At 61.2% G+C, this 24420-nt stretch carries 24 protein-coding genes; 18 read left to right on the forward strand and 6 right to left on the reverse strand.

Annotation, left to right across the window (positions count from 1 at the left end; genetic code table 11):
* The first annotated feature begins 24 nt into the window (after positions 1–24).
* The 5 genes from pheT to BUA36_RS11005 all read left to right on the forward strand — a co-directional run bounded on the left by pheT (position 25) and on the right by BUA36_RS11005 (position 5808).
* Positions 25–2451 carry a phenylalanine--tRNA ligase subunit beta gene (gene pheT / locus BUA36_RS10985; protein ID WP_072784366.1) on the forward strand — a complete coding sequence of 809 codons (2427 nt, stop codon included), beginning with the start codon at positions 25–27 and terminating at the stop codon, positions 2449–2451.
* A gap of 142 nt (positions 2452–2593) precedes the next feature.
* Positions 2594–2941 (forward strand): integration host factor subunit alpha, encoded by a 348-nt coding sequence (locus BUA36_RS10990; protein ID WP_019919772.1) that lies wholly within the window; start codon positions 2594–2596, stop codon positions 2939–2941.
* A 17-nt stretch (positions 2942–2958) separates the two neighbouring features.
* Complete coding sequence (locus tag BUA36_RS10995) at positions 2959–3372, forward strand: MerR family transcriptional regulator (protein ID WP_072784369.1); 414 nt, start codon at positions 2959–2961, stop codon at positions 3370–3372.
* A 146-nt stretch (positions 3373–3518) separates the two neighbouring features.
* Positions 3519–4151 (forward strand): response regulator, encoded by a 633-nt coding sequence (locus tag BUA36_RS11000; RefSeq protein WP_072784372.1) that lies wholly within the window; start codon positions 3519–3521, stop codon positions 4149–4151.
* A gap of 109 nt (positions 4152–4260) precedes the next feature.
* Positions 4261–5808 (forward strand): CHASE3 domain-containing protein, encoded by a 1548-nt coding sequence (locus BUA36_RS11005; protein WP_072784374.1) that lies wholly within the window; start codon positions 4261–4263, stop codon positions 5806–5808.
* On the opposite strand, the gene BUA36_RS11010 is transcribed toward BUA36_RS11005, so the two are convergent.
* The gene (locus tag BUA36_RS11010) at positions 5705–6484 is read right to left on the reverse strand and encodes a Crp/Fnr family transcriptional regulator (RefSeq protein WP_072784376.1); all 780 of its coding nucleotides are present in this window, start codon (positions 6482–6484) and stop codon (positions 5705–5707) included. The two genes, BUA36_RS11005 and BUA36_RS11010, sit on opposite strands and share 104 nt — an antisense overlap.
* A gap of 193 nt (positions 6485–6677) precedes the next feature.
* On the opposite strand from BUA36_RS11010, the gene BUA36_RS11015 reads away from it, so the two are divergent.
* The 9 genes from BUA36_RS11015 to BUA36_RS11055 all read left to right on the forward strand — a co-directional run bounded on the left by BUA36_RS11015 (position 6678) and on the right by BUA36_RS11055 (position 17987).
* Entirely contained in the window at positions 6678–7346 is a 669-nt protein-coding gene (locus BUA36_RS11015; protein WP_072784379.1) for a response regulator transcription factor, read from the forward strand.
* Complete coding sequence (locus BUA36_RS11020; protein ID WP_072784381.1) at positions 7343–8329, forward strand: sensor histidine kinase; 987 nt, start codon at positions 7343–7345, stop codon at positions 8327–8329. The genes BUA36_RS11015 and BUA36_RS11020 overlap by 4 nt, the downstream gene beginning before the upstream one ends.
* Positions 8330–8428: 99 nt before the next feature.
* Complete coding sequence (locus BUA36_RS11025; protein ID WP_072784383.1) at positions 8429–8857, forward strand: type IV pilin protein; 429 nt, start codon at positions 8429–8431, stop codon at positions 8855–8857.
* Entirely contained in the window at positions 8845–9483 is a 639-nt protein-coding gene (locus tag BUA36_RS11030; protein ID WP_072784385.1) for a pilus assembly FimT family protein, read from the forward strand. The genes BUA36_RS11025 and BUA36_RS11030 overlap by 13 nt, the downstream gene beginning before the upstream one ends.
* Positions 9480–9908 (forward strand): type IV pilus modification PilV family protein, encoded by a 429-nt coding sequence (locus BUA36_RS11035; RefSeq protein ID WP_072784388.1) that lies wholly within the window; start codon positions 9480–9482, stop codon positions 9906–9908. Before BUA36_RS11030 ends, BUA36_RS11035 begins: the two co-directional genes overlap by 4 nt.
* Before the next feature lies 1 nt (position 9909).
* A complete protein-coding gene (locus tag BUA36_RS11040; protein ID WP_072784390.1) occupies positions 9910–11124 on the forward strand; it encodes a PilW family protein in 1215 nt (404 codons plus the stop codon).
* On the forward strand, positions 11121–11711 hold the full coding sequence (locus tag BUA36_RS11045) for a pilus assembly PilX family protein (protein ID WP_229255671.1): 591 nt from the start codon (positions 11121–11123) through the stop codon (positions 11709–11711). Before BUA36_RS11040 ends, BUA36_RS11045 begins: the two co-directional genes overlap by 4 nt.
* Positions 11712–11720: 9 nt before the next feature.
* Positions 11721–16277, forward strand: a complete 4557-nt coding sequence (locus BUA36_RS11050; RefSeq protein WP_072784391.1) for a PilC/PilY family type IV pilus protein — start codon at positions 11721–11723, stop codon at positions 16275–16277.
* A 45-nt stretch (positions 16278–16322) separates the two neighbouring features.
* Positions 16323–17987, forward strand: coding sequence for a peptide chain release factor 3 (locus BUA36_RS11055; protein WP_072784392.1), 1665 nt, complete (start codon positions 16323–16325; stop codon positions 17985–17987).
* A 98-nt stretch (positions 17988–18085) separates the two neighbouring features.
* On the opposite strand, the gene BUA36_RS11060 is transcribed toward BUA36_RS11055, so the two are convergent.
* Both BUA36_RS11060 and xth read right to left on the reverse strand, forming a co-directional pair.
* Complete coding sequence (locus BUA36_RS11060) at positions 18086–18850, reverse strand: histidine phosphatase family protein (protein WP_072784393.1); 765 nt, start codon at positions 18848–18850, stop codon at positions 18086–18088.
* Complete coding sequence (gene xth / locus BUA36_RS11065; protein WP_072784657.1) at positions 18850–19635, reverse strand: exodeoxyribonuclease III; 786 nt, start codon at positions 19633–19635, stop codon at positions 18850–18852. Before xth ends, BUA36_RS11060 begins: the two co-directional genes overlap by 1 nt.
* 197 nt (positions 19636–19832) lie before the next feature.
* Between xth and BUA36_RS11070 the strand changes: the two genes are divergently transcribed.
* The 3 genes from BUA36_RS11070 to BUA36_RS11080 are packed head-to-tail and all read left to right on the forward strand — an operon-like array spanning position 19833 to position 22374.
* Complete coding sequence (locus tag BUA36_RS11070) at positions 19833–20231, forward strand: GntR family transcriptional regulator (protein ID WP_072784394.1); 399 nt, start codon at positions 19833–19835, stop codon at positions 20229–20231.
* Positions 20228–20947: an ABC transporter ATP-binding protein gene (locus BUA36_RS11075; protein WP_072784395.1), complete on the forward strand. Its 720-nt coding sequence runs from the start codon at positions 20228–20230 to the stop codon at positions 20945–20947. Before BUA36_RS11070 ends, BUA36_RS11075 begins: the two co-directional genes overlap by 4 nt.
* A complete protein-coding gene (locus tag BUA36_RS11080; RefSeq protein ID WP_072784396.1) occupies positions 20944–22374 on the forward strand; it encodes a hypothetical protein in 1431 nt (476 codons plus the stop codon). Before BUA36_RS11075 ends, BUA36_RS11080 begins: the two co-directional genes overlap by 4 nt.
* On the opposite strand, the gene BUA36_RS11085 is transcribed toward BUA36_RS11080, so the two are convergent.
* The 3 genes from BUA36_RS11085 to BUA36_RS11095 form a co-directional block, all read right to left on the reverse strand.
* Positions 22371–23078: a PA4824 family protein gene (locus tag BUA36_RS11085; RefSeq protein ID WP_072784397.1), complete on the reverse strand. Its 708-nt coding sequence runs from the start codon at positions 23076–23078 to the stop codon at positions 22371–22373. The genes BUA36_RS11080 and BUA36_RS11085 overlap by 4 nt on opposite strands.
* A gap of 66 nt (positions 23079–23144) precedes the next feature.
* Complete coding sequence (locus BUA36_RS11090) at positions 23145–23525, reverse strand: cupin domain-containing protein (protein WP_072784399.1); 381 nt, start codon at positions 23523–23525, stop codon at positions 23145–23147.
* 19 nt (positions 23526–23544) lie between these two features.
* On the reverse strand, positions 23545–23886 hold the full coding sequence (locus BUA36_RS11095; protein WP_072784400.1) for a hypothetical protein: 342 nt from the start codon (positions 23884–23886) through the stop codon (positions 23545–23547).
* 96 nt (positions 23887–23982) lie between these two features.
* Here BUA36_RS11095 and BUA36_RS11100 point away from each other — a divergent pair, with 96 nt between their 5' ends.
* Positions 23983–24414 (forward strand): cache domain-containing protein, encoded by a 432-nt coding sequence (locus BUA36_RS11100; RefSeq protein WP_072784401.1) that lies wholly within the window; start codon positions 23983–23985, stop codon positions 24412–24414.
* Positions 24415–24420 lie beyond the last annotated feature (6 nt).

Raw genomic sequence — 24420 nt, forward strand, 5'->3', positions numbered from 1 at the left:
GATAACAAGAAAGTTCGAACGAATATGCAATTCTCCGAAAACTGGCTCCGTACCATGGTCGATCCGAAGATGACTTCGGATGAACTGGCCCATCTGCTGACGATGTCCGGCCTGGAAGTGGAAGAAGTGGAAGCTGTCGCGCCGCCGTTCTCCAACGTGGTGGTTGGCCACGTGCGCGAAATGATGAAGCACCCGAATGCGGACCGCCTGAACGTCTGCCAGGTCGACGTCGGCACCGGCACCTTGCTCAACATCGTCTGCGGCGCGCCGAATGTGCGCCCGGGCCTGAAGGTGGTGTGCGCCATGGCTGGCGCCGTGCTGCCGCCAGGCGCCGATGGCAAGCCGTTTGAAATCAAGGTGGGCCAGCTGCGCGGCGTCGAGTCGCAAGGCATGCTGTGCTCGGCCAAGGAACTGAAACTGTCGGAAGAGGGCAGCGGCCTGCTGGAACTGCCGGACGACGCGCCGATCGGCAAGAACTTCCGCGACTACTACGCGCTGAACGATCTCAAGTTCACCATCAAGCTGACCCCGAACAAGGCGGACTGCCTGTCGGTACTGGGCGTGGCGCGTGAAGTGTCGGCGCTGACAGGCGTGACGCTGACGGCGCCGACCTTCCGTGCGGTGACGGTCAACAGCGATGAAAAACTGCCGGTGAAAATCTCGGCGCCGGACCTGTGCGGCCGTTTCTCGGGCCGTGTGATCCGCAACCTGAATGCCAAGGCCGTCACCCCGGACTGGATGAAGCAGCGCCTCGAGCGCAGCGGCCAGCGTTCGGTGTCGGCGCTGGTGGACATCTCCAACTACGTCATGCTGGAGTTGGGCCGTCCGACCCACGTGTTCGATCTGGCCAAGATCCACGGCGGCCTGGACGTGCGCTGGGGTCGCAAGGGCGAATCGCTCAAGCTGTTGAACGGTAACACCATCGAGATCGATGAGTGGGTTGGTGTGATCGCCGACGACCAGGAAATCGAATCGCTGGCCGGCATCATGGGCGGCGATGCCACGGCCGTGTCGCTGGACACCGAAAACATCTATCTGGAAGCAGCGTTCTGGTGGCCAAATGCCATCCAGGGCCGTGCCCGCAAGTACAACTTCTCGACCGACGCAGCGCACCGCTTCGAGCGTGGCGTGGACTATGCCACCACCGTGGAGCATATCGAGCGCATTACCGCACTGCTGATCGAAATTTGCGGCACCGCGACGACGCAAGTGGGTCCGGTGGACGACCAGATTGTCAATCTGCCTCAGCCTCAGCCAGTCAAGCTGCGCACCGCGCGTGCGCAGAAGGTGATCGGCGTGGCGCTGGACGACCAGGTCATCGCGGACATCTTTACCCGTCTGGCGCTGCCGTTCACGCTGGAAGACGGCGTGTTCAGCGTGAACGCACCCTCGTACCGCTTCGACATCGAAATCGAGGAAGACCTGATCGAGGAAGTGGCGCGTGTCTACGGCTTCGAGAACATCCCGACCGTGGCGCCTGTGGCGGCCAACACCATGATTATCGCGCCGGAAAACACCCGTTCGCTGTTCGCGGTGCGCCACCAGCTGGCCGATCTGGGCTATCAGGAAGTGGTCAACATGAGCTTCGTGGAAGCGGCATGGGAAGCGGACTTTGGCGGCAACACCAATCCGATCAAGCTGCAGAACCCGATCGCCAGCCAGCTGAGCGTGATGCGTTCGACGCTGGTCGGCAGCCTGGTGGCCAATGTGCGTTACAACCTGAACCGCAAGACCAGCCGCGTACGCGCGTTTGAAATCGGCGCGACCTATCACCGTGACGACAGCGTGGCCGATGGCGCGCTGACCGTGGCCGGTTACCACCAGCCTAAGCGCGTGGCAGGCATTGCCTACGGTCCGGTGGCGGACGAGCAGTGGGGCCAGGCCACCCGTGCCGTGGACTTCTTTGACGTCAAGGCCGACCTGGAGAATCTGTTCGCGCCAGTACAGCTGCGTTTCGTGAAGGCGGAACACCCGGCGCTGCACCCTGGCCGCTCGGCCCACGTGCTGCTGGACGGCAAGGTCATCGGCTTTATCGGCGAGCTGCACCCGCGCTGGCTGCAGAAATACGAGCTGCCAAACGCCCCCGTTGTGTTTGAAGTTGAGGCGATTGCCTTGCAGCAACGGCCTGTGCCAAAATATGACGAAATTTCCAAGTTCCCGGGCGCCACCCGTGACCTGGCTGTGGTCGTCAAGCAGGCGGTCCCAGCACAGGATTTGCTGGATGCGTTTAATGCCGCTGTGCAAGCAAGTCCGCAAGGCAAGATTGTGCAAGCCATTGTTTTGTTTGACGAATATCGTGGTAAAGGGTTGGAGGCGGACGAAAAATCGCTTGCTTTCCGCTTTAGCTTGCAAGATACTCAAAACACGCTGCAAGACGATGTAGTGGAAGCTGTGATGGCTGCCGCCGGCGACGCTGCGAAGCAAAAACATGGTGCTCGCCTGCGTTCTTAAGCGTTGCATTTTTGACTAATCGGGAGTCCGGCCTGTGCCGGACTTGTTCATTTTTGATATAAGGCAGGGCTGGAAAATTAATAACAACGACGTTGATTCCGCCGTACTCCAATCCGCATTGGCTGCCGATCTGCACCGGGCCATGCAGGTTGCCAAAGTGCGCCAGGATGCGGAAAAAGATTTGCCGACGCTGACCAAGGCAGAGCTGGCCGAACTGTTGTTCGAGCAAGTCGGTCTGAATAAGCGTGAGGCCAAGGACATGGTGGAAACCTTCTTTGACGAAATCCGCAACGCGCTCGAGCGCGGCGAGGCCGTCAAACTGTCCGGTTTCGGTAATTTCCAGCTGCGCGACAAGCCGCAGCGCCCGGGCCGGAATCCGAAGACGGGCGAAGAAATCCCGATCACGGCGCGCCGCGTCGTGACCTTCCACGCCAGTCAAAAACTCAAGGGCATGGTAGAAGAGAGCAATCCGATGGCGCGCGCCGCCTGAACGGGAGCTAAGCAGCGATGAACGATCGACTCGCCAAGTCCGAACTGGTCGTCTTGCCGCCGATTCCAGCCAAACGCTATTTCACCATCGGTGAGGTCAGCGAGCTGTGCGGCGTCAAGCCGCATGTGTTGCGTTACTGGGAGCAGGAATTCACCCAGCTCAAGCCGGTCAAACGCCGCGGCAACCGCCGCTATTACCAGCATCATGAAGTGCTGCTGATCCGCCGTATCCGTGAGCTGCTGTATGAACAGGGCTTCACCATCAGCGGTGCACGCAACAAACTCGATAGCCGTGCTTACGACGGCGCCGCCGCGGAGTATGATGGTGGAGCAGTCAACGGAGTGGATGCGGTAGCCGTTGAACCTCCGCTGGACCGCGAAATGATACGCAGCGAGTTACTGGCCATCCTGGGGTTGCTTAAGCAGGACTGAAGAGCGACAGCAGAGGCGCGCACCGCAGGCGCAAAGCGCGGTCCGGGAATTGATTGCTGCTATACTTTCAATGTTATTCGATTATCAGCGACGCTGATGCACGGTGGCGGATAGCCCGCTATGTACGGGCACGACGAGAGGAAACAATGATACGCGTTGCCATTTGTGACGACCATCAAATTGTAAGAGCAGGCTTTAAACAGATTTTTTCATCGTCGGATGATTTCGACGTCGTGGCGGAAGCCGGTACCGGCCGTGAAGCGCTGGATATCGCCCGCCGCGAAATTTGCGACGTGCTGCTGCTCGATATCGCTATGCCTGATCAGAGCGGTATCGACACGTTGCGCACCATACGCCAGGGCCAGCCGGATTTGCCGGTGCTGATCCTGTCCGGCTACCCAGCCCAGCAGTACGCGCTGAATCTGTTCAAGATGGGCGCCAACGGTTATCTGAACAAGGAATGTGAAGCGGATGAGCTGATGACTGCCGTGCGGACCGTGTATCAGGGGCGCCGCTATGTGAGCTCGCAAGTGGGCGAACTGCTGGCGCAGAGCTTTGACCGCGATCCAAACACGGCGCTGCATACTGAGTTGTCGGACCGCGAGTTCCAGGTCTTCCTGCGTCTGGCGCGCGGTGCGACGGTGTCGGACATCGGTGTGGCGCTGTCGCTGAGCATCAAAACGGTGTCAACTTACCGCACCCGTATCATGGAGAAAATGGGGATGCAGTCCAATTCGGACCTGACCTATTACGCCATGAAAAACAATCTTCTTGACTAGCAACACGCGCGCACGCTTGCGGTGCGCGCAAACGCGAAAAAATTCCTTCCAGTCTATAATTGCTTAGTCTGGGCGCATCCCCGCCCGGAAACTATAGTGAAGGAAACGGATGTATTTCACCGTCCAGACAGCGACGCATCATCGTTTGCCGCTGTACAAGACCGTCTTGTGCGTGACGTGCGCGCTGCTGTTGATCGTCAACGGTTTCAGCCTGTTCCACAATCTGCAAGCGCTGCGCGGCGCGCAAGTTCTGCTGAGCCAGACTGCGCGCGTGGCTGACCGTCTTCAATATCTCAATGTGCTGGTGCTTGATGCGGAAAGCAGCATGCGCAGCTATTTTCTGTCCGGCCGTGATTCCTACCTGGGACCGACCCGCACCGCGCTGGCCGATAGCGAAACCGAATTCAAGGAACTGGAAAAACTGCTGGCGGATAATCCGTCGCAGCTCAAGAACCTGACCCAGCTGCACACGCTGGTGCGCCGCCGCCTCAGCATCATGAGCCAGGCGATTGATGTCTACCGTGACGGCGGCCTGGCTGAAATCGTCAAGATCGCCCAGCTCAGCGACGACCGTGCCAGCATGGACGAAATCCGTCTGCTGGTAGTCATCATGGAGCAGGAGCAGAATGAAACGTTGAATGCGCGCAGCTCGATGTTTTACCAGGAATACCAGAAGGCGGTGTGGCTGGGCGTGAGCATCAATGCGCTGGCGATCCTGGTGCTGATCATGTTTTATCAGCTGGTGCGGCGCAGCTTTGCGCACCGCGCTGCAGTCGAGCATGCGCTGCAAAGCGCCAACGAGAATCTGGAATCGACCGTGGAGCAGCGTACCGAACAGCTGTCGGTGCTGTCGCGCCATCTCATCAGCATCAGCGAAGAAGAAAAGGTGCGTCTGTCGCGCGAGCTGCACGATGAACTGGGTGCCAACCTGACGTCGATCGGCATGGATATCGGCGCTGTCACCAAGCAGTTGCGCGATAGCCACCCGGAGCTGGCCGAGCAGCTCAAGCGCGCCCGCGCCACGCTGGTGGAGACAGTGGAGATGAAGCGCCGCATCGTCGAGAATCTGCGCCCCAGTCTGCTGGACAACCTGGGCCTGTGTGCAGCCATTGAAAGTTATTGCGAAGAGTTCAGCCGCCTGTCGCAGGTGCGCTGCGATTGCAGTGTGGCGGCGGAAATTGAACATGCGGCCCGTACCTCGGGTGGCGATCTGGCGATTGCGCTGTTCCGCATCGTGCAGGAGTCGCTGACCAATATCCGCAAATACGCCAAGGCCAGCCGCGTCACCGTCACGCTGGCCCGCAATGGCGATGGCCTGATGCTGCGGATTATTGATGATGGTATCGGCATTTCGTCCGACAACATCGTCAAGCCCATGTCGCATGGTTTGCTGGGCATGCGGGAACGTGCCTTGCTGCTGGGCGGCAGCATGAATATCCGTCGTGGCCGCAACGATATGGGGACATGTATCGAGGTGGCGATACCGCTGCGCGGCGCGACTTCCGGAGCAGCAGCACCCATCCCGGCGCTGCCGCCTGCCATCAGCGACGTGATTAGCAGCGTGCTACATCCACCCGCAGACGATCAAACTCCGTCTTCGCCACCTTATAGCACTCACCCGCATAATCCTCCAAGCCTGAGCGATCAAGCACAGTGATATTGCCGCGGCGGTAGGTAATCAGGCCTTCGTCCTGCAGCTTGCCGGCGGCGGCGGTAATGCTTTCGCGGCGCACGCCCAGCATAATCGAGATCATTTCCTGCGTGACTTTCAGGGCGTTCGATGGCGAGCGGTCCAGGCGGTCCAGCAGCCAGCGGCACAGCTTTTGTTCGATCGAGCTGTGGCGGCCGCCCACGGCGTTCTGCGCCATCTGCGCGAACAGCGCGGTGTTGTAGCGCATCAGCAGCGCGGGCAGGGCGCCACCCTTGCTGAACGCTTCGCGCAGATGCTGGGCCTTCATGCGGTAGCCATAGCCGGCGGCTTGCACCACCGCGCTGCACATGGCGCGCTCGCCTTCAAACAGCGACACGCCCACCACGCCTTCATGACCTACCACAGCAATCTCGGTGGTGGCGCCGTCTTCCATCACATACAGCAGCGAGACGATCGCCGAGGTCGGGAAGTGGACGTACTCCATCGTGGTGCCGAATTCAAACAGCTCTTTGCCAAACGGCAGTTGCACCAGCTCCAGGTGTGGGAACAAGGATTCCAGGACGTCGCGCGGCAGGGCTGACAGCAGTTCGTTCTGCTGGGCGCCGCTATAGGTAACCGCAGGCCGGGCCGCAACTTTATTGGCGTTTTTCCTGGTGGTTGCGATGACTTCGGTAGTGTTCATGGTGATCCTCACAAGCTAGTTACGTGTTGGTGTAACTTTATGAGGATTGTTAGTTTGCGAACATAAGAGCAGGGGACGCGGAAATGTAGGCATGGACCATGCACGCTTGTAGTCCTGGTCCTACACGGGCCACTGTCTTTATCGGAGAGGTAGCGGCATAATTGCATAAACCCCGACAAGGTGGCGCACGATTATGCACATACTGGTAGTGGAAGATGATGTGGTGTTGGCCGACGGTCTGCGCCGCGTACTGGGCAGCCATGGCATGGCGGTGGAGGTGGTCGCCAACGGCACGCAAGCGGACCAGCTGCTGCAACGCGCCGTGGCAGCGGAGGTCGTGGTGCTGGATATCGGCTTGCCCGGCCTGGACGGCTTTGAAGTGGTGCGCCGACTGCGTGCGCGCGGTAGCGCCGTGCCGGTGCTGCTGCTGACCGCGCGCGACGCCATCGAGGACCGCGTGCGTGGCCTGGAACTGGGCGCCGACGATTATCTGGTCAAGCCGTTTGCGACTGCGGAACTAGTGGCGCGCGTCAAGGCGCTGGCGCGGCGCCATGCGCCTCGTCCTACAGGACTGGCGCTGGGCAAGCTGTCGCTGGATGTGGATGCCAGGCGCGCGCGGGTAGGCGACAAGGTGACCGAATTGTCGGTGCGCGAGTGGGCCGTATTGGAATATCTCCTACAGCATGCGGCGCGCGTGGTGTCCAAACAGCAGATCATCGACGCCATCCTGCCGTGGGGCGATGACATCACGCCCAACGCGGTGGAAGTGTATATCTCGCGCCTGCGGCTCAAGATTGCCGATGCCGGCGTTTCTATCCGCACCATCCGCGGCTTTGGCTACATGCTGGAGCTGACTGCATGAGCAGCGTGCGGCTACGCCTGCTTAAATGGCTGATACCGCCGATCCTGCTCATGAACCTGGGCGCCGGCGCGCTGGCCTACATGCTGGCGCCACCGCATCTGCGCGAGGCCGTGCTGCGCACACTGGTGCTGGTGGAGGTGGTGTTTGCGCTGGCGTGCGTGGGCCTGATCTGGTTCTCGGTCACTAACGGCTTGCGTCCGCTGAATCGTCTGAGCGCCGGCCTGCATGCGCGCGCTGCCGACGATCTCGCGCCCATCGCTGTCGGCGAAGTGCCTCACGAACTGGAAGCCGTCGTCTCCGCGTTCAACGACCTGCTGGCGAGGGTGGGCGAGGGCGCGCGGGCGCGGCAGGACTTTCTGGCCAACGTCGCCCATCAGTTACGTACGCCGCTGGCGGGCCTCAAGACGCAGCTGGAATGGCTGCGGGCGCGGCACGGCGAACCGGACACCGCACAATCGCTGGCGTTGATGCTGTCGGCGACCGAGCGCATGATACGGCAAACCAATCAGCTGCTGGCGCTGGCCCGCGCCGAACCGCAGCACTTCGAAAAGGCCAGGCTGGAGCCGCTGGCGCTGGATGCGCTGGTGGCTGACGCGGTGCAGGCCTTTGTCGATCAGGCCACGCTGAAAAACATCGACATCGGCTTTGACCTGCAGCCGGCGGTCGTCACGGGGGACCGCTTCCTGCTGCGCGACCTCATCGACAATCTCATCGATAACGCCATCAGCTACACGCCGTCGCATGGTGCGGTCACCGTCACCGTGCGGCCGGGCTGGCTCACCGTGGAAGACAATGGCCCCGGCATTCCGGCCGGCAAGCGCGAGCAGGTGTTCAGCCGCTACGTCCGGCTGGACGAGCGCACCCACGGCAGCGGCCTGGGGCTGGCGATCGTACGCGACATCGCCATGGTCCACGGCGCCCGGTTGACGCTGGGCGATGGCGCAGACGGCCGTGGCGCCCTGTTCTGCGTGAAATTTTCCTGAATTTGTGCGCTTGTCAGCGGTTTGTCAGGATTTCCTCAGGGAAATGCAAGCAAACGTGGTTACACTGTTCCTCATAGGCTAAAAAACCGGGAGCAAGCCATGCAGCGACGCATTCAGCAGGGTTTCACACTGATTGAAGTCATGATAACCGTGGCGATCGTCGGCATCCTGCTGGCGGTGGCGATTCCGGCCTACAGCGATTACACCACGCGTGGCCGGCTCAGCGAAGCCTTCACCGCGCTGGGCGGCGCGCAGACCGCCGCCGAGCAGTACTGGTCGAATAATCGCACCTACGTCAGCTTCGACACCTCGCCCAGCTTCCCGGCCCGCACCCCAAACTTTACCTACGCCCTGAGCAATGCCACCGCTTCAACCTACACCCTCACGGCCACCGGCACCGCCAAGGCGAATGGTTTTGTCTTCACCATCAACGAAAGCGGCACCCATGCCACGACCGGCAGCCCGGCGGGCTGGGGAACCAACGCCAACTGCTGGGTGGACCATAAAGGTGGAGCATGTTCCAATTAAGACTAGGCGCTGACCGCAGCAAAGGCTTTACGCTGATTGAACTGCTGGTCACCATCACCATCTTTGGCATCATGCTGGCCATCGGCATCCCGAACGCCAGCAACTGGCTGCTGACCAACCGCGCACGCGGCGCCAGCGAGTTCTATGCGGAAGGCTTCAGCATGGCGCGGCGCCAGGCGGTATCGCACAATTCGTTCAGCCGCATCTCGCTCACGCCCAACGTCAATTCGGGGCAGATGGACTGGCAGGTGGACATCTGCTTCGTCGGCGCCAACACCACGTGTGCGCCGGGCGACAATACGTGGTCAACGACCAGCGCCGCTGCCGCCAATGATCCGCAGGGCGCTGCCGGCTTCCGTTCGGTGTTCCGCGCGGCCGACGCGCTGCCGTCGTCGGAAGTGCTGCAGCCAACCACGCTACCGGCCGGGGCGTCACAGGTCTACTACACAGCGACAGGCTGGGTCGATACCACGTTCGGCGCCAACCTCACGCAACTGCGTCTGGACCCGTCAACCCAGTACGCCAGCCAGGTGCCGGTGGTGGCGCTGGTTGTCACGCTGGCCGGCATGGCGACCAAATGCGATCCCTCGCTGCCCGCCACCGATAACCGTGCCTGCCCACCATGAAAACCCGCATACAACGCCAACGCCGCCAGCACGGCATCGCACTGCTGGAAGCCATGCTGGCCATTGTCATCCTCGGCATCGGCTTGCTGGGGACTGTGGGCTTGCAGGCGCGCGCCTACGCGGCGCTGTCGGATGCTGGCATGCGTGCGGAAGCCACGCTGGCGACCGAAAAGCTGATTGGTGTCATCAACGCCGACCTGCCCAATGCGACCTCCTACAATCTGGCGGAGAGCGGGACGCCGAATGCGCTGCTGCTGCCGTGGGCGAACGAAACCAAGGCCGCCATTCCGGGCGCGTTGCTGTCGGTGCAGGTACAGGACCAGCCGGCGCTGAACCGCTATCAGGTCGATATTTCCATCCGCTGGCAGCGCAAGGCGCGCAGCGAAATCAATCGCCACCGGGTCACTTCCTACATCGCGCGCTGACATGGATACCTTGGCAAAACATCGTAACAGCGGCTTCTCGCTGGTGGAACTGATGGTCAGCGTGGTGATCGGCATGCTGGCGCTGCTGTTTGCCACGCGCCTGGTCATCAGTGGCGAAACCAATAAAGACGCCGCAGTGGGCGGCGGCGACTCCATGCAGAACGGTATGCTGGCGATGTTCTCGCTGAGCGGCGACGCCAGTACCGCCGGCTGGGGCCTCAACGACCGCACAGTCGCCGGCTGCAATACCACCTTCAGCGACCAGCGCGGCTATGCGCTGCTCAGCGTGAAGCGCGACGCCACGGATATCACGCCGTTGGCCGCCGTCGTGATCCAGTCGAACAATGCGGCGCCGGATGTGATCTCGTTTAACAGCGGCAGCTCCAATGCCGGCGTGGGCTCCATCCTGATGACGGCGGATTACGGCGGCGAGAGTTATGTGGTGGGCGCGCAAGGCTCGCCGTATGGCTACAACAATGGCGATGTGCTGGTGGTGGCGCCGCAGTCGCCTGACCGTCCCTGCACCGTGATGCAGATGGCGGGCTTTAATCCGGCAACGGGCCACAGTGCGGAAATGCTGCTCAACACGGGGGGCGCGTATCGCTACAATCCCGCCGCCAGCATGGCGCAGGCCTACGCCAAGAACGTCACCTTCCTGTACAACCTGGGGCAGCCGAACCTGCTGCACTTCCATACCTGGTCGGTGCAGAACGGCATCCTGCGCCTGCGTGCCACCGACCTGGCAGGTTCGGAACAGAATGGCGCCTCGGTGAGCGACAACATCGTTTCAATCAAGGCGCAATACGGTTTTGATACGCGCGCGCTGGCCAATTACGACCCCAACCCGGCCGGTAACGGCACGCAGATGCTGCCAACCACCAACGGCGGCATGCAGCTCACGCGCTGGAGCCCGACCATGATCGACGCCGACGGCGATGGCGTGGTGGGCGGCCCGGGCGATTATCAGCGTATCGCAGCGGTGCGGATTGCCGTGGTGGCGCGCAGTAAAACGGTCGAGAAGCCCAATCTGGCGGGACAGTGTACTGCGACCGGCACGCTGCCTACCGTGTTCTCCACCAGTGTGCCGAATGGCGTGGCGGCGGTGCCGGTGCAGGTGAACGTGGCGGTCGCCGGCGATGCGGTCAGCTGGAAGTGCTATCGCTACCGCGTGTTCGAGACCATCGTCCCCATCCTGAATTCCCAATACCGGCCATGATGATGCGCGCCCACATCCTCCGTCGCCAGCGCGGCATCGCCTTGCCCATCATGCTCATCATGCTGGCGGTAATGATGGTCAGCAGTATCTACCTGCTCAAGTCCAGCACCTCGACCACGCTGACCACCTCCAACCTGGCGTATGAGGCGGCGCTGACCAAGGCTGCGGATGCGGGCCTGCACGCGGGCTTCACCTACCTGCGCACCATCCCCAACAAGAATGTGCTGCTGACCGACCAGGCGGCGGCCGGCTACGTGGCGACGCTGGCGCAAAACTGGACCGTCAGTAATCCTAACTTCTGGCTGGGCGCCATTACCTTGCCGGCCGATGCGGACGGCAACCGGGTGCAGTACGTGATCCACCGCATGTGCGCCTTCACCGGGGCTTACGACAACCCGACCAACCGCTGCCAGACCACCGCGCCCCGCCCCGGCACCACCGGCCCGCGCGCACTTGGCGAAACGCTCAAGATCGACGCCTCCAACCTGGCCAGTGCGGCCCAAATCCATTACGTCGTAACGGCGCGCGTGTTTGGTCCGCGCGGCGGCAATGTGGTGACGCAGGCCGTCATCATGAAAGGCCCTTGAGGATTCATCATGAAGAAGCTACTTTCCTTGCTGGCGCTGTTGATCGCTTTGCCGGTGCTGGCCGCGCCTACCCAGATCGCCCAGGTACCGCTGCTGAATATCACCGGCACGGGCACCGTCAAGCCCAATCTGATGCTGTTGTTCGATAACTCCGGATCGATGGACCAGACCTACACGCCGGACTACGTCAACGACAACCTATGCCGCAGCAATGTCTCGCTGCAGGCCGGCGTCATGGCCTGCAATGTGGGGCATCCACCGTTCATGAGTCCCGACTTCAACAAGCAGTACTACAATCCGGCGATACACTACCAGGTGCCGATCAGGTCCGACGGCACCTTCTATCCCGAGCAGAATGCCGCCAACACCTCCAACTGGACGGTGGTCAGCAATGACGGTTTTGGCGCGCGCCGCGCAGACCTGTTTGGCAACACGGGCAGCAACAACATCAATCTGGTGACCGGTTTTCCAGACCTGAAGTGGTGTACCTCCAGCAGTGCCAGCTCCTGCCAGTTCAATACCTCGACTTACAGCTACCCCGACGCGACGTACAAGACGCCAATCGATATCACCACCGGCCCTTACTACTACACCATCGGCGTCGGCCAGTTCTGTGTGGACGACACCATGAAGAACTGCAAATCGACGTCGATCGGCGCGGCCGCACCCAGTGGCTTTCCGGTGCCGGTGAAGGTGCGCTGGTGCAGCGACAAACTGCTGACGCAATGCCAGGGCAAGCGGGTCGGCAGCTTTATCTATCCCGGCTACTCGTCGCCCTCCGGCGCCATCGCTTCGTATGGCACGATTGCGATTGGCGCCTCGTCCAGCGCCACGTCGCTGAGCATCACCAATATTGCGATTGCCGAATCGGGCGGCAGCGTCAACATCACCAGCGGCAGCATGACCGCCACCACCGGTACCAATACCACGCTGAAGCAGCAGACGCTGGCCAGCACTGTCGCCGCCAACATCATCGCGCGCAGCACCACCAACCAATACTACGCTTGCGTGAAAACGCCTACCGGGCAAGCCACCGTGCCGGCGTGCAGCGTGTTCGGGATTACGCTATCGGCCGATAACATCGTCGCGGTGGTGCCGGTGACCTGTACCGGTTCCAAGAGCCTGACCAACTGCGTCACGGTCAACGACAACTCGCGCGCCGGCTGGGGTTTTACGGTGACGGCCACCACCGCGCGCGTGGCGCCTGCCTATCTCACGTTCACCGGAACTACCGCCAGCAGCGGCTCGCCAGCGCTGGGGACGACCAGGTATGTCGCCAGCAGCACGACCACCTTGTTCAACAGCCTGACGCTGGGCCAGAGCAAATCCGCCGCCAACGTCGCCACCCTGGTAGCGAACCAGATCGGCACCGGCGGCACCTACAAAGCCTACGTCACCGGTAACAGCAACTGCGTCATCACGCTGCCGGCCAACAGCGTGTGCATCGTGGATAGCGGCGCCGCAACCAATACGGGCGCCATCACGATCGCCAGTGTGACTTCCGCCGGTACATTAAGCTACACGGCGACAGCTGCCGCGATGGACACCATTTCCACCACCACGGCTTCCTTGTCCGCAGGCTCCGGCGCACCCAATCCGTTTGTGCGCGTGAATATCGTCAGCGGCCAGACCTATCCGAAATCCGTAGACCGCATTGACTGCGCTGGCGCCGCCTGTACCTATGCCGAAGAGATGAACAACTTCGCCAACTGGTATGTGTACTACAAGAGTCGCCTGCAAATGATGAAGACCTCATTGGGCATTGCGTTTTCGCCGATTACCGCCAACTACAAGGTGGGCTACGTCAAGCTCTCCAATGCGGGCGCCGGCGCCGCGATGGACCTGAAGCCAGCCGACTTCACCGGCAGCGCGCGCTCGACCTGGTACACCACGCTGTACAACACGACGACATCCGGCTCCACGCCGATCCGCACCGCGATGGACAATGTCGGCCGCATGTTCGCCAACCTGTCGCCGTATAACTACGCGGCAGGGCAGGAAGTGGTGCAGTTCCCGTGCCAGCCCAACTTCATGATACTGACCACGGACGGCTACTGGAACGGCAGCAGCACCAGCAATGTCGTCAACAACGACAACGTGGAGAATGCGGCGCGCTTCTGCACCATCTCGTCCGGCTGCGTGGACCCGCGTGCGCAAAGCCAGCCGTCGATTTCCGACGTCGCACTGCACTGGTACAACGGCGGTTCCAGCACCACCACCATCTCGCTGCGGCCCGCGCTGGAACCCGATATGACCAAGCCCGGCTCCGTCCCCGCAGCCAACGGCGAAAACACGCACCTGCATATGAACACCTACACGCTGGGCCTGGGCGTGGACGGTGTGATGACATATGAGCCCAACTACGACACCGCGCCCAGGTCAGGGGGCGATTTCTACAACCTGATTACCCAGGTGCCGACGGGATGTCCGTGGAACAGTGGTGGCGCCTACGTCTGGCCCGACCCGGACGTCACCAATACCGCCAGCACGGTGCAGGAGCGTGTCGACGACCTGTGGCATGCCGCCATCAATGGCCACGGAAAATACTTCAGCGCACAGGACCCGAAAGACGTGGTGAACGGCCTGCGTGAGGCGCTGTCCAATATGCAGGTGCGTACCGGCGCGGCGGCGGCCGCGGCGACATCGACACCGAACATCACGCTGACCGACAATGACATTTTCTCCGCCACCTTCACCACGGTGCGCTGGTATGGCGAACTGACCGACCGCAAGATCGACACCACCACCGGCGCGGTGATTCAGAATCCGGCCTGGAGCACCAGCAGCACCGTCGGCAAAGCCATCGCCACACGCAAGATTCTGATGATGCAGTCCTCGCAGGCGCCGGGAACGGCGCCCGTGAACTTCTCGTTTGGCGTAATGGACGGCGCCACCCAGGCCTGGTTCGCCAACAAATGCAGCATCCTGGCGCAATGCACGCTGTTGTCCGCCGCCGACAAGGCGACCGTGAACAACGGCGTCAACATGGTCAACTGGCTGCGCGGCGTGCAGGATTATGCGGACGACAACCTGTTCCGCGCGTACAGCACCACGACCGATTCCACCGGCGCCACGGTGCCCATCGTGATCGGCGATATCGCCTCATCCAAACCTGCCTATCTGCGCGAACCCCACAATAACTACCCCGACCTGGCGTACACCGATTACAAAACCGCTTACGCCAACCGCCCTGGCACAGTGTTTGTCGCGGCCAACGACGGCATGCTGCACGCGTTCGACGGCGCCACTGGTAACGAGCGCTGGGCCTACGTGCCGCGCATCGTGATGAGCAAACTGGCGGCGCTGGCCAGCACCACCTACGGCACCAACCACCAGTTCACTGCAGACGGCTCGCCGGAAGTCGCAGACGTCAAGATCAACGGCGCCTGGCGCACCATGCTGGTCGGCGGCCTGAATGCCGGTGGCCGCGGCTACTATGCGCTGGATGTCACCGACCCCACCGCGCCCAAGGTGATGTGGGAACTGTGCGCCGATGCCGCCGTCTGCCCGCAGCACCATGAAGATGAACTGGGGCTGAGCTTCGGCAACCCGCAATTCGGCATCTGGCAGGGCAAATGGGTGGTGTTCCTCACCTCGGGCTACAACAACATCCCCGGCACGGACGGCGTGAGCACCGGCTCCGGCACCGGCATGCTGTTCATCGTCGAAGCGGCGACCGGCAATGTGCTGGCGCGTGCCAAAACCAATTCCGGCGATACCACTACGCCATCGGGGCTGGCGAAGATTACCGCCATCAGCAGCGATCCGCTCGCCGACGCCACGGTGACCTACATTTATGGCGGCGATGTACTGGGCCAGATGTGGCGTTTCGACCTGACCGCTACCACGGGCGCGGTCACGGTGCTGAAAATGGGCGACGCCGGCATCACCAAGCCCATCACTACGCGGCCGGATGTGACACTGTGCGGCGTGCCGGTCACCACCACCGACGCTTCCGGCGTCTCGACCACGCGCACCACGGCCACGCGCGTCGTGGTGTTCGGCACGGGGCGGCTGCTGGACGTGCCGGATACCTCCAACACCGCAGTGCAAAGCCTGTTCGGCCTGAAAGACAGCGGCACTGCGCTGGGCACCATCCCGAGCTCCAACCTGGTGCAGCAGATACTCAGCGTACAAGGCTCGTCCAGCAATGTGGTGACCTATGCCGTCACCAGCAACCCGGTCGACCTGAGTCAGAAGGACGGCTGGTACTTCAACTGGAACCTGAATCCAGGCGAACGCATGAACCTCGACCCGCAGATCGTCAGCGGCGTGGTGAATGTGATTACCAATATCCCGTCGTCCTCGTCGGCGTGTTCGGTGGGCGGCACCAGCAATCTGTACCAGGTGGACGTCTGCACGGGGCAGGGCGTGAATGGCGACCCGGCCGGCACCACGCTGTCCAGCACCTCAGCAGCGGTGGGCTTCATCATCGTGCGCCTGCCAAGCGGCCAGTTGAAACTGATTACCACCTTCGCCGACGGCAGCAACGCCACCAGCCGCACCAAGGAACTGGATACGGCAGAGGCGCACCGGGTCGGATGGCGTCGTATTAAAGGAGAATAACGGGTATAATCGAGGGTTTGCAGAACCGCCTTAGATCGCCAACAAATGGTCAACGATAACGAAAATGTAACCCCCGATAATAACGACGACGTATCAGCCTCCGCCAGCGCCAAGACGCCGGCCCTGATCGCGCGCGAAGTCGCACGCCGCCGCACCTTCGGCATCATCTCCCACCCGGATGCGGGTAAAACCACGCTGACCGAAAAGCTGCTGCTGTTCTCGGGCGCGATCCAGATGGCGGGTACCGTCAAGGCCCGTAAATCCGGCCGTCATGCGACCTCGGACTGGATGGAGATCGAGAAGCAGCGCGGCATTTCGGTGGCATCGTCGGTGATGCAGTTCGAATTCCGCGACCACGTGGTCAACCTGCTGGACACCCCGGGCCACCAGGACTTCTCGGAAGACACCTACCGCGTGCTGACTGCCGTCGACTCGGCGCTCATGGTGATCGACGCCGCCAAAGGTGTGGAAGCGCAGACCATCAAGCTGCTCGACGTCTGCCGCATGCGCAACACGCCGATCGTCACCTTCATGAACAAGATGGACCGCGAAACCCGCGATCCGCTGGAACTGCTGGACGAGCTGGAGTCGGTGCTGAAGATCCAATGCGCGCCCGTGACCTGGCCAATCGGCATGGGTAAAAACTTCCGCGGTGTGTACCACCTGCTCAACGACACCATCATGCTGTTCAAGGCCGGTGAAGAGCGGGCCGACGGCGCGTTTGAAATCATCGAAGGTATCGACAATCCACGCCTGCAGGAGATGTTCCCGCTGGAGATGGACCAGCTGCGCATGGAAGTCGAACTGGTAAAAGGTGCTTCGCATCCGTTTGACCTGCAAGAATTCCTGGCTGGTGTGCAGACGCCGGTGTTCTTCGGTTCCGCGATCAACAACTTCGGCGTGCGCGAGATCCTGTCGGCGCTGGTGGACTGGGCGCCTGCGCCGCGCGAACGCGATGCGACCGTGCGTGCCGTCGATCCAAAGGAAGAGCCGTTCACCGGTTTCGTGTTCAAGATCCAGGCCAATATGGACCCGGCGCACCGCGACCGTATCGCCTTCCTGCGCGTGTGCTCGGGCCGATTCGAGCGCGGCATGAAGGTCAAGCACCTGCGTCTGGGCCGTGAAGTGAAGGTTTCCTCGGTGGTGACCTTCATGGCGTCGACGCGCGAGCAAGTGGAAGAGGCATACGCGGGCGACATCATCGGCCTGCCTAACCACGGCAATATGCAGATCGGCGACTCGTTCTCCGAAGGCGAAATGCTGACCTTCACCGGTATTCCATTCTTCGCGCCGGACTTCTTCCGCCAGGTACGCATCCGCAACCCGCTGAAAATCAAACAGCTGCACAAAGGTCTGCAGCAGCTGGGCGAAGAGGGCGCGGTACAGGTCTTCAAGCCGGTGCAGGGTGGTGAGCTGGTACTGGGCGCGGTCGGCGTGCTGCAGTTCGAAGTGGTCGCCAGCCGCCTGCTGAACGAATACGGGGTTGATGCCGTATTCGAAGGCACCAGCATCAGCAGCGCGCGCTGGGTATCGAGCGACGACAAGAAAGCCTTGTCCGACTTCGAAGACCAGCTGGGTCACAACGTCGCCTACGATGCAGCGGGCAACCTGGCCTACCTGGCCACGTCCAGCGTCAACTTGCGCCTGACGCAAGAACGCTGGCCGAAGCTGCAATTCCACGCCACCCGCGAACACTCCGCCAAGCTGTAAACACTCCGGGGTCAGGTCCGTCATTTCTACACGAGCTCGAGCGTAGTCACGCTTTACGGCTCAGCTTGTGTAGAAATGACGGACCTGACCCCGGATTTTTATGATTTTGGTGCGGCGGGCTGGTCTTTCTGGTGGGTGACGGGCGTGCCGGCATCTTCCAGTGGGGCGACGAAGTTGGCTTGTACCAGCATCAATTTGCCGTGCTTGCCGGCAGCGGGATCGAAGCGGTATTCGGTGATGCCGCAGTTGGGCACGTCGCCGGCGCGGTCGATGGCAAGAATGGCGTCTTCATCCAGCCGTTCCAGCAGGTAGCGAAAGCAGTTCACGATCACTTGGTGGGCGACGATGAGTACGCGTTCGCCGCGATATTCGCGGGTGATGGTGTCTATTACGCTGCGTAGACGCAAGATGACGTCGCACCAGCTTTCGCCACCTGGCGGCCGGAAGTAGAATTTGCCGACGTGGGCGCGCTGCTCGGCCAGCTCCGGGTATTTGTCGCGGATACCCAGCGGTGTCAGGCGGTCGAGGATGCCGAATTCTTTCTCGCGCAGGCGCTCGTCTGCGGCCACGGCGGTCAGTTGACTGCGATCCAGCCGGTCCAGCACAGCCTGGGCGGTGGTGCGGGCGCGCACATAGGGTGAAAACAGGATGACGCTGGGCTGGTCGTCTGGCCCCAGGCCGTGGAACCAGTCGCTCATGGCGGCGGCCTGGCGTTTGCCGAGGTCGGATAGCGGCACGTCAACATCGCGGTCGGCTATGTCGATCAGGAACTGTTGACTGGCTTCGGCCACCTCCCGCGCTACATTGCCAGCGCTTTGTCCGTGGCGAACCAGCCACAGCTGTTGTGGCCATTTTTGTTCCATCAGCCCAGTCTCCTTAAATCAAGCTCTACCCAGACGGGCGCGTGGTCGCTGGGTTTTTCCCGGCCTCGTATTTCGCGGTCGACTTCGGCCGCTTTCAGGGCGGGCGTTAGCGATGGACTGAGCAATAAATGATCGATGCGCAGGCCTGCGTCACGGCCATAGGCATTGCGGAAATAATCCCAGAAGGTGTAAATCTTTTCGTCCGGATGCATGGTGCGCAGCGCGTCGCACCAGCCTTGTGCCAGCAGCCGGTGAAAACCCTCACGCGTCTCTGGCCGGAATAATGCATCATCCACCCAGCGTTCGGGTTTATAGACGTCGCGTTCGCTCGGCATGACGTTGAAGTCACCACAAAGTATGGTTGGCGTTCCGCTTTGGAGTAATTTGTCAGCGTGAATAATCAGCCGTTCAAACCATTTAAGTTTGTAATCAAATTTGGGCCCGGGCGCGGGATTGCCATTCGGTAGATATAATCCGCCGATTAATATGCCGTTAATCGTCGCTTCAATATACCGGCTTTGAAGGTCTTCCGGATCGCCGGGAAGGCCGCGCCCGGTTTCTATTGGCAGTTGACCCCGCGCCAGAATGGCGACGCCATTCCAGCTCTTTTGTCCATGCCAGATGGCCTGATAACCTATATCGTTAATCGCTGCCTCGGGAAATTTTTCCTGGGGCGCTTTTAATTCCTGAAGGCAGACGACATCCGGCTGAGTCTCGGTCAGCCATTGCAAAAGGGCAGGGAGGCGGGCGCCTATGCCGTTGATATTGAAAGTAGCGATACGCATACAGCAAGTGTACCGCGACCTGGATTGATGCACCTCAAGCATCTCACTCCACAGTGCGTTGGCGTACGCCAGCCCCTGCATTCAAGCCAGGAATTGGCGCGTTCCCGCCAATCTTTGGTCTGTTACAAAATCTTCGCTTGACAGCGCAGCTGTATGAGTCTACTGTATTAATCAACTAATACACAGATACAACCATCATGGCTACTCATGTTGCTTCCTTGTTTTCAATAGTGACCGGTTCATCCGATCCTATCTACCGGCAATTAATCGAGCAGGTGCGTCGATTGATCGCGGCCGCCGTATTAAAGCCCGGTGATGTATTGCCGTCAGTGCGCGATGTGGCGCTGGCATTGGCTGTCAATCCAATGACTGTTTCCAAGGCATATAACATGATGGAGACAGAGGGATTATTAAGCCGCGCACGCGGTATCGGCATGCTGGTGGCGAATGGTAAAACATCTGCTCACCAACAGCTGGAGCGGGAAGCCTTATTAAGACCGACGCTGGAACGCGCTGCTGCGGAAGCACGGCAACTGGAATTGAATACTGAAACTGTCATGGCGCTGTTTGCGAAAATCCTGGGAGAGAGTAAATGAAACCATCCGTCGTTGAAGTGACAAATCTGCATAAAGCTTTCGGCAGCCAGCAAGTATTACAAGGCGTTAATTGGAATATTGAATCCGGCAAGGTGATTGGATTACTCGGCCGTAATGGCGCCGGTAAATCGACTTTATTGGAATGCCTGCTGGGTTTGCGTGAAGCGGATGTCGGCAGCAGCAGATTATTGGGTGAACCGGTCAGTGGATTAAGCGAGGCGGCCCGCGCCAATATCGGTTATGTACCGCAAAAATCCGAGCTGTTTGAGTGGTTGACGCCAATGCAACTCCTGGCGTATTTCAAGGCCCTGTACCCGCGCTGGAATCACGCCAAGGTGGAGGGACTGATGCAGCGCTGGGGTTTTGCCGGTGAATCCGCGCATAAGCAAATCAGCAAGCTTTCGGGCGGCGAGAAACAGCGCCTGTCCATCATCCGGGCGCTGGCGCATGATCCAAAATTGCTGGTCCTGGACGAACCCGTCGCCAGTCTCGACCCGGTGGGCCGCCGCGACTTCTTGCAGGAGCTGGTCAGCGATGTGATTGAGCGCGACACCACCGTGGTGTTCTCCACCCACATTTTGTCCGACCTGGAACGCGTGGCCCTGGATGTGGCATTTTTGCAAGGTGGCAAGATTGTCTTGCAAGGTGCGCTGGATGAATTGCTGGAAGGTAAAAATCTGAGTCTGGAAGACCTGTTTGTCGAGGTGACCAAATGAACGCCGTGGAAACCCAGTTGCTGTCGCAAATGCTGCTGGACCATTGCCAGGGACGCATGATGAAGCGTCTGAGCTGGGGCCTGGTGCTGTGCGCCGCTGGCGTACTCGGCGCGAGCCATTACCTCGAGGCGCCTGTGTTCGGCAATGTGCTGTTTCTGGTGCTGATCTGCGGTCTGGGTTATCTGTGGTGCGGCTCTTTCCTTAAAAGCGCGATACAGCAGAATCGGCCGGCGAACGCGGTGCTGGTGCCGGGCCTGCGTGCCAATCTGATGCGTTTGACGGCGCTGCTGTACATCGCCTGTACCCTGGCCACTGGTGCGCTGGGCTGGCTGTTGCTGGGGCATCCGGGTTATGTGCTGCTGACTGGCGCCGCTCTGGGCGTCTACAGCCTGTTTACAAGCCGCTACGCCTGGCTGAATACGCTGCCGTCGTTCATCATGATTATTTTCTTTTCGATCAATAACCGTAACGCCACGATACTCGATGTCATCACCGGTCTGATGGGGGAGCCGCTGTTGACGTTCCTGGGCGTCATCGTGCTGACATGGCTGGGCTGGCTCGGGCTGCAGGCGGCTTTTCCGCAAGGCGGTGACAAGCACTGGCGCTGGCTGAGCTGTCAGGCCCGGCAGCGGGCAATGAACCGTGGCGAACTCCTGAACAGCGAACCCGGCGCCGGTATCCGCTGGCTGGCCTGGCTGCGTGGCCCCTATAACGCCGCGCTGCGCGCTGATAGCCGCAAGGGAGCTGATCAGGGACGCCAGATGGCGCATACGCTGGGAACATCGGCGCATGATGGCGTGACCATCGCCTATGTCATCCTTAGTGCCGTGGTGATGGCGATGTTTGCCCACCACTGGGCGGCGTCGAAAGATCCGGTCTTCATGCTGGTGATTTGCATGACCATGCAAGGTGTGCTGATGCAGAGCGCGCTGGTCTACATCAGCAGCATCATCAATCGTGCCGGCCGTTACGGGACTGAACAGAGTCTGTATCTGTTGACGCCGGCCGCGCCGGCGCCGGCAGGGTGCAACCGTAGCCTGATGCGTATCCTGCTGTTCCGTACGCTGCGCTTGTGGTTGTTGTGCTCGCTCGGGATTGTGGTCATCGATATCGCCGCGCAAGGCAGGCTGGAAGTGCGCGGCACCACCTATCTGCTGGCCATGATGATGCTGCCGCTGACCGGTCTGGTGCTGCGCAATTACGCTACCGCGCGGCGCCAGTCCACCGACTGGCTGGCAATTATCGGCACGACGATGATGATTTTCCTGTATGTCGCCCTGGCCTTGTTCGCGCAAGATCATCCGGGATTGCCGTTGTTCTGGGTGGGGAGTGCGGTGGGCGTGGCGGCGCTGGTGGGCCTGCGTCTGCGCTGGCAGCATGTGATGCAGTTGCCGCCAGTGTTGCCGGTGGGCCGTCTCGTGGCTTAATTGGTTTGCAGGACCAGGCCCAGCGTGACGACCGGTTCGCTGGCGCCACGCGTGATGCGGCTGCCCCAGGTGGCGTCGATTTGCAGATGGTCCGGTATCAGCGCATGCGCGATGCCGAACTGGTAGCGGGCGCCGTTGCGCTGTTGGCCGAAAACCTCGGCGCTCAGCGTGTTGCGCTCATCGAGCTTGAACGCGGCGCCGGCGCCCCAGGTGGCATTGACCTTGTGCGTTGCGTGTCCACGTTGCACGCCGGCGTTCAGGTGCAGCAGCACACCATCGTCCAGCAGCGAAAAGCTGAGCGGCACGTTCGCCGAGAGATCGCCGTCAAGCCCACGGCCGGCGCGGAACTGATGGGCCAGCACCAGGCCCAGCCCCCAGCCGCCCGCCTCCAACGGCTTGAACACGGTCTTGGCCTGTAAGCGGCCATAGTGGGTGGTGCGCTTGTCCTCTTCCGACCAGGCGCCGCCGGCGGCGAGTTCCCAGCTGCCGCCGACATTGCAGGCCGGCGTGGCCCAATACTGTTCAAGCTGATCTGCGCGCAGCGCGTAAGTCTCCAGCTGGCACTGGCCGGGCGCGACGATGGCGGCGTCGTCCACTGTCATCGGGCGGCCGGCGTGGGTGGGCTGGGAGATAACAGCCAGCGCGCATGCGCCAGCCACACCAGCCGCTGTGCGCGGCCGGAGCAGGATGTTCAGCAAGGTCATCGGATCGGCAGTTGTTCTTGTATGGCCGCTACTGTAGCGTCCCCAGATGAAACGGTGATGACAGCATTACTTGGCTGCGGTGGCCAGCGGCTTGCCTTTGTCCACCACATACACGCCCACCAGCTTCATCGGGCCCTTGCCGGTATTGACGGCGTCGTGGATGGTGCCCGCCGGGATGATGAAGGAATCGCCGGCCTTCAGGCGGCGCGGGTCTTCGCCTTCGATGAGCAGCTCGCCTTCGCCTTCCAGCACGTAGCTGATTTCATCGCCGGGATGCGAGTGGCGTCCCGCCGCAACGCCCACATCCAGTTCCACCCTTGCGACGACCGCCTCGCGGCCTGGGATGGAGACATCGGCTTTCTGGATCACGGTACGGCGGATGCCGCCCGTTTGCGCCAGTGCGCTACCGGCGACGAGAAGCAGCAGGACAAGCTTGAGCAGTTTCATGGCGCATCCCTTCTGGTGGTTAGTTCTGCGTGCGGCGGCCCAGCCATAAAGCGTCGGCAATCGCGCCTGCCCAGCAAAGCAGGCAGACCAGCGACGCCAGATTGGTGAGCGGGTTGTCGATCCCGGAAGCGTGTATGCGTTCGGTGATGGCGATGGGATCGAAAGGCAGCTTACCGTTGTTGAGCTCGGCCAGCAACTGGTCGGTCAGGCGCAGCACGCTGCCGATCAGGTAAAACACGGCCACAGCGGCCGGCGCCAGGAACAGCAGGCCGCGCTTGCCGCGCCGTGGCTGCAAGGCCAGATGGCCCAGGCCGGGAAAGATCAGCGCGGATATCAAGGCTGCCTTGGTCGATGCTTGCATATTGCTCCTGTTGTTACTTTGTGTCAGTTGACCAAGCGCAAGATTGCGCCTTAGCGGCCAGCGTAGATTACAACATCTTTGCAGCCAGGGGGAATCATGCGTGCTTGGATCGTCAGTGTGATGGTGTGCTGTGCAGCGCAAGCGGCGCCCGGCGAGAAGGATGCGATGGCGCTGGCCGAGAAAGGCGCGCAATTCGTGCGCGCCCATGGCAAGGCGCAGATGATCGCGCGGATTAACAGCCGCGACCCGGAGTTCAACCAGGGCGCGCTGTATCTGGCGATGCGCGATCTGAACGGCATCACGGTGGCCCATCCGACCACGGCGCTGATCGGCAAGAACCTGCTGGAAGTGCCCGATGCGGACGGCAAGTTGTTCCGCCAGGAGATGCTGGCGCTGGCCCGCGGCCCGGGCCATGGCTGGGTCGATTACAAGTTCCGCAATCCGGAGTCGGGCAAGGTCGAGGCCAAGCGCACCTATGTGCTGCGGGTGGATGACATTGCGCTGGAAGCCGGGATCTACAAGCATTGAGCGGCC

Source organism: Duganella sacchari (assembly GCF_900143065.1).
In the GTDB taxonomy this organism is placed as follows: Bacteria; Pseudomonadota; Gammaproteobacteria; order Burkholderiales; family Burkholderiaceae_D; genus Rugamonas; species Rugamonas sacchari.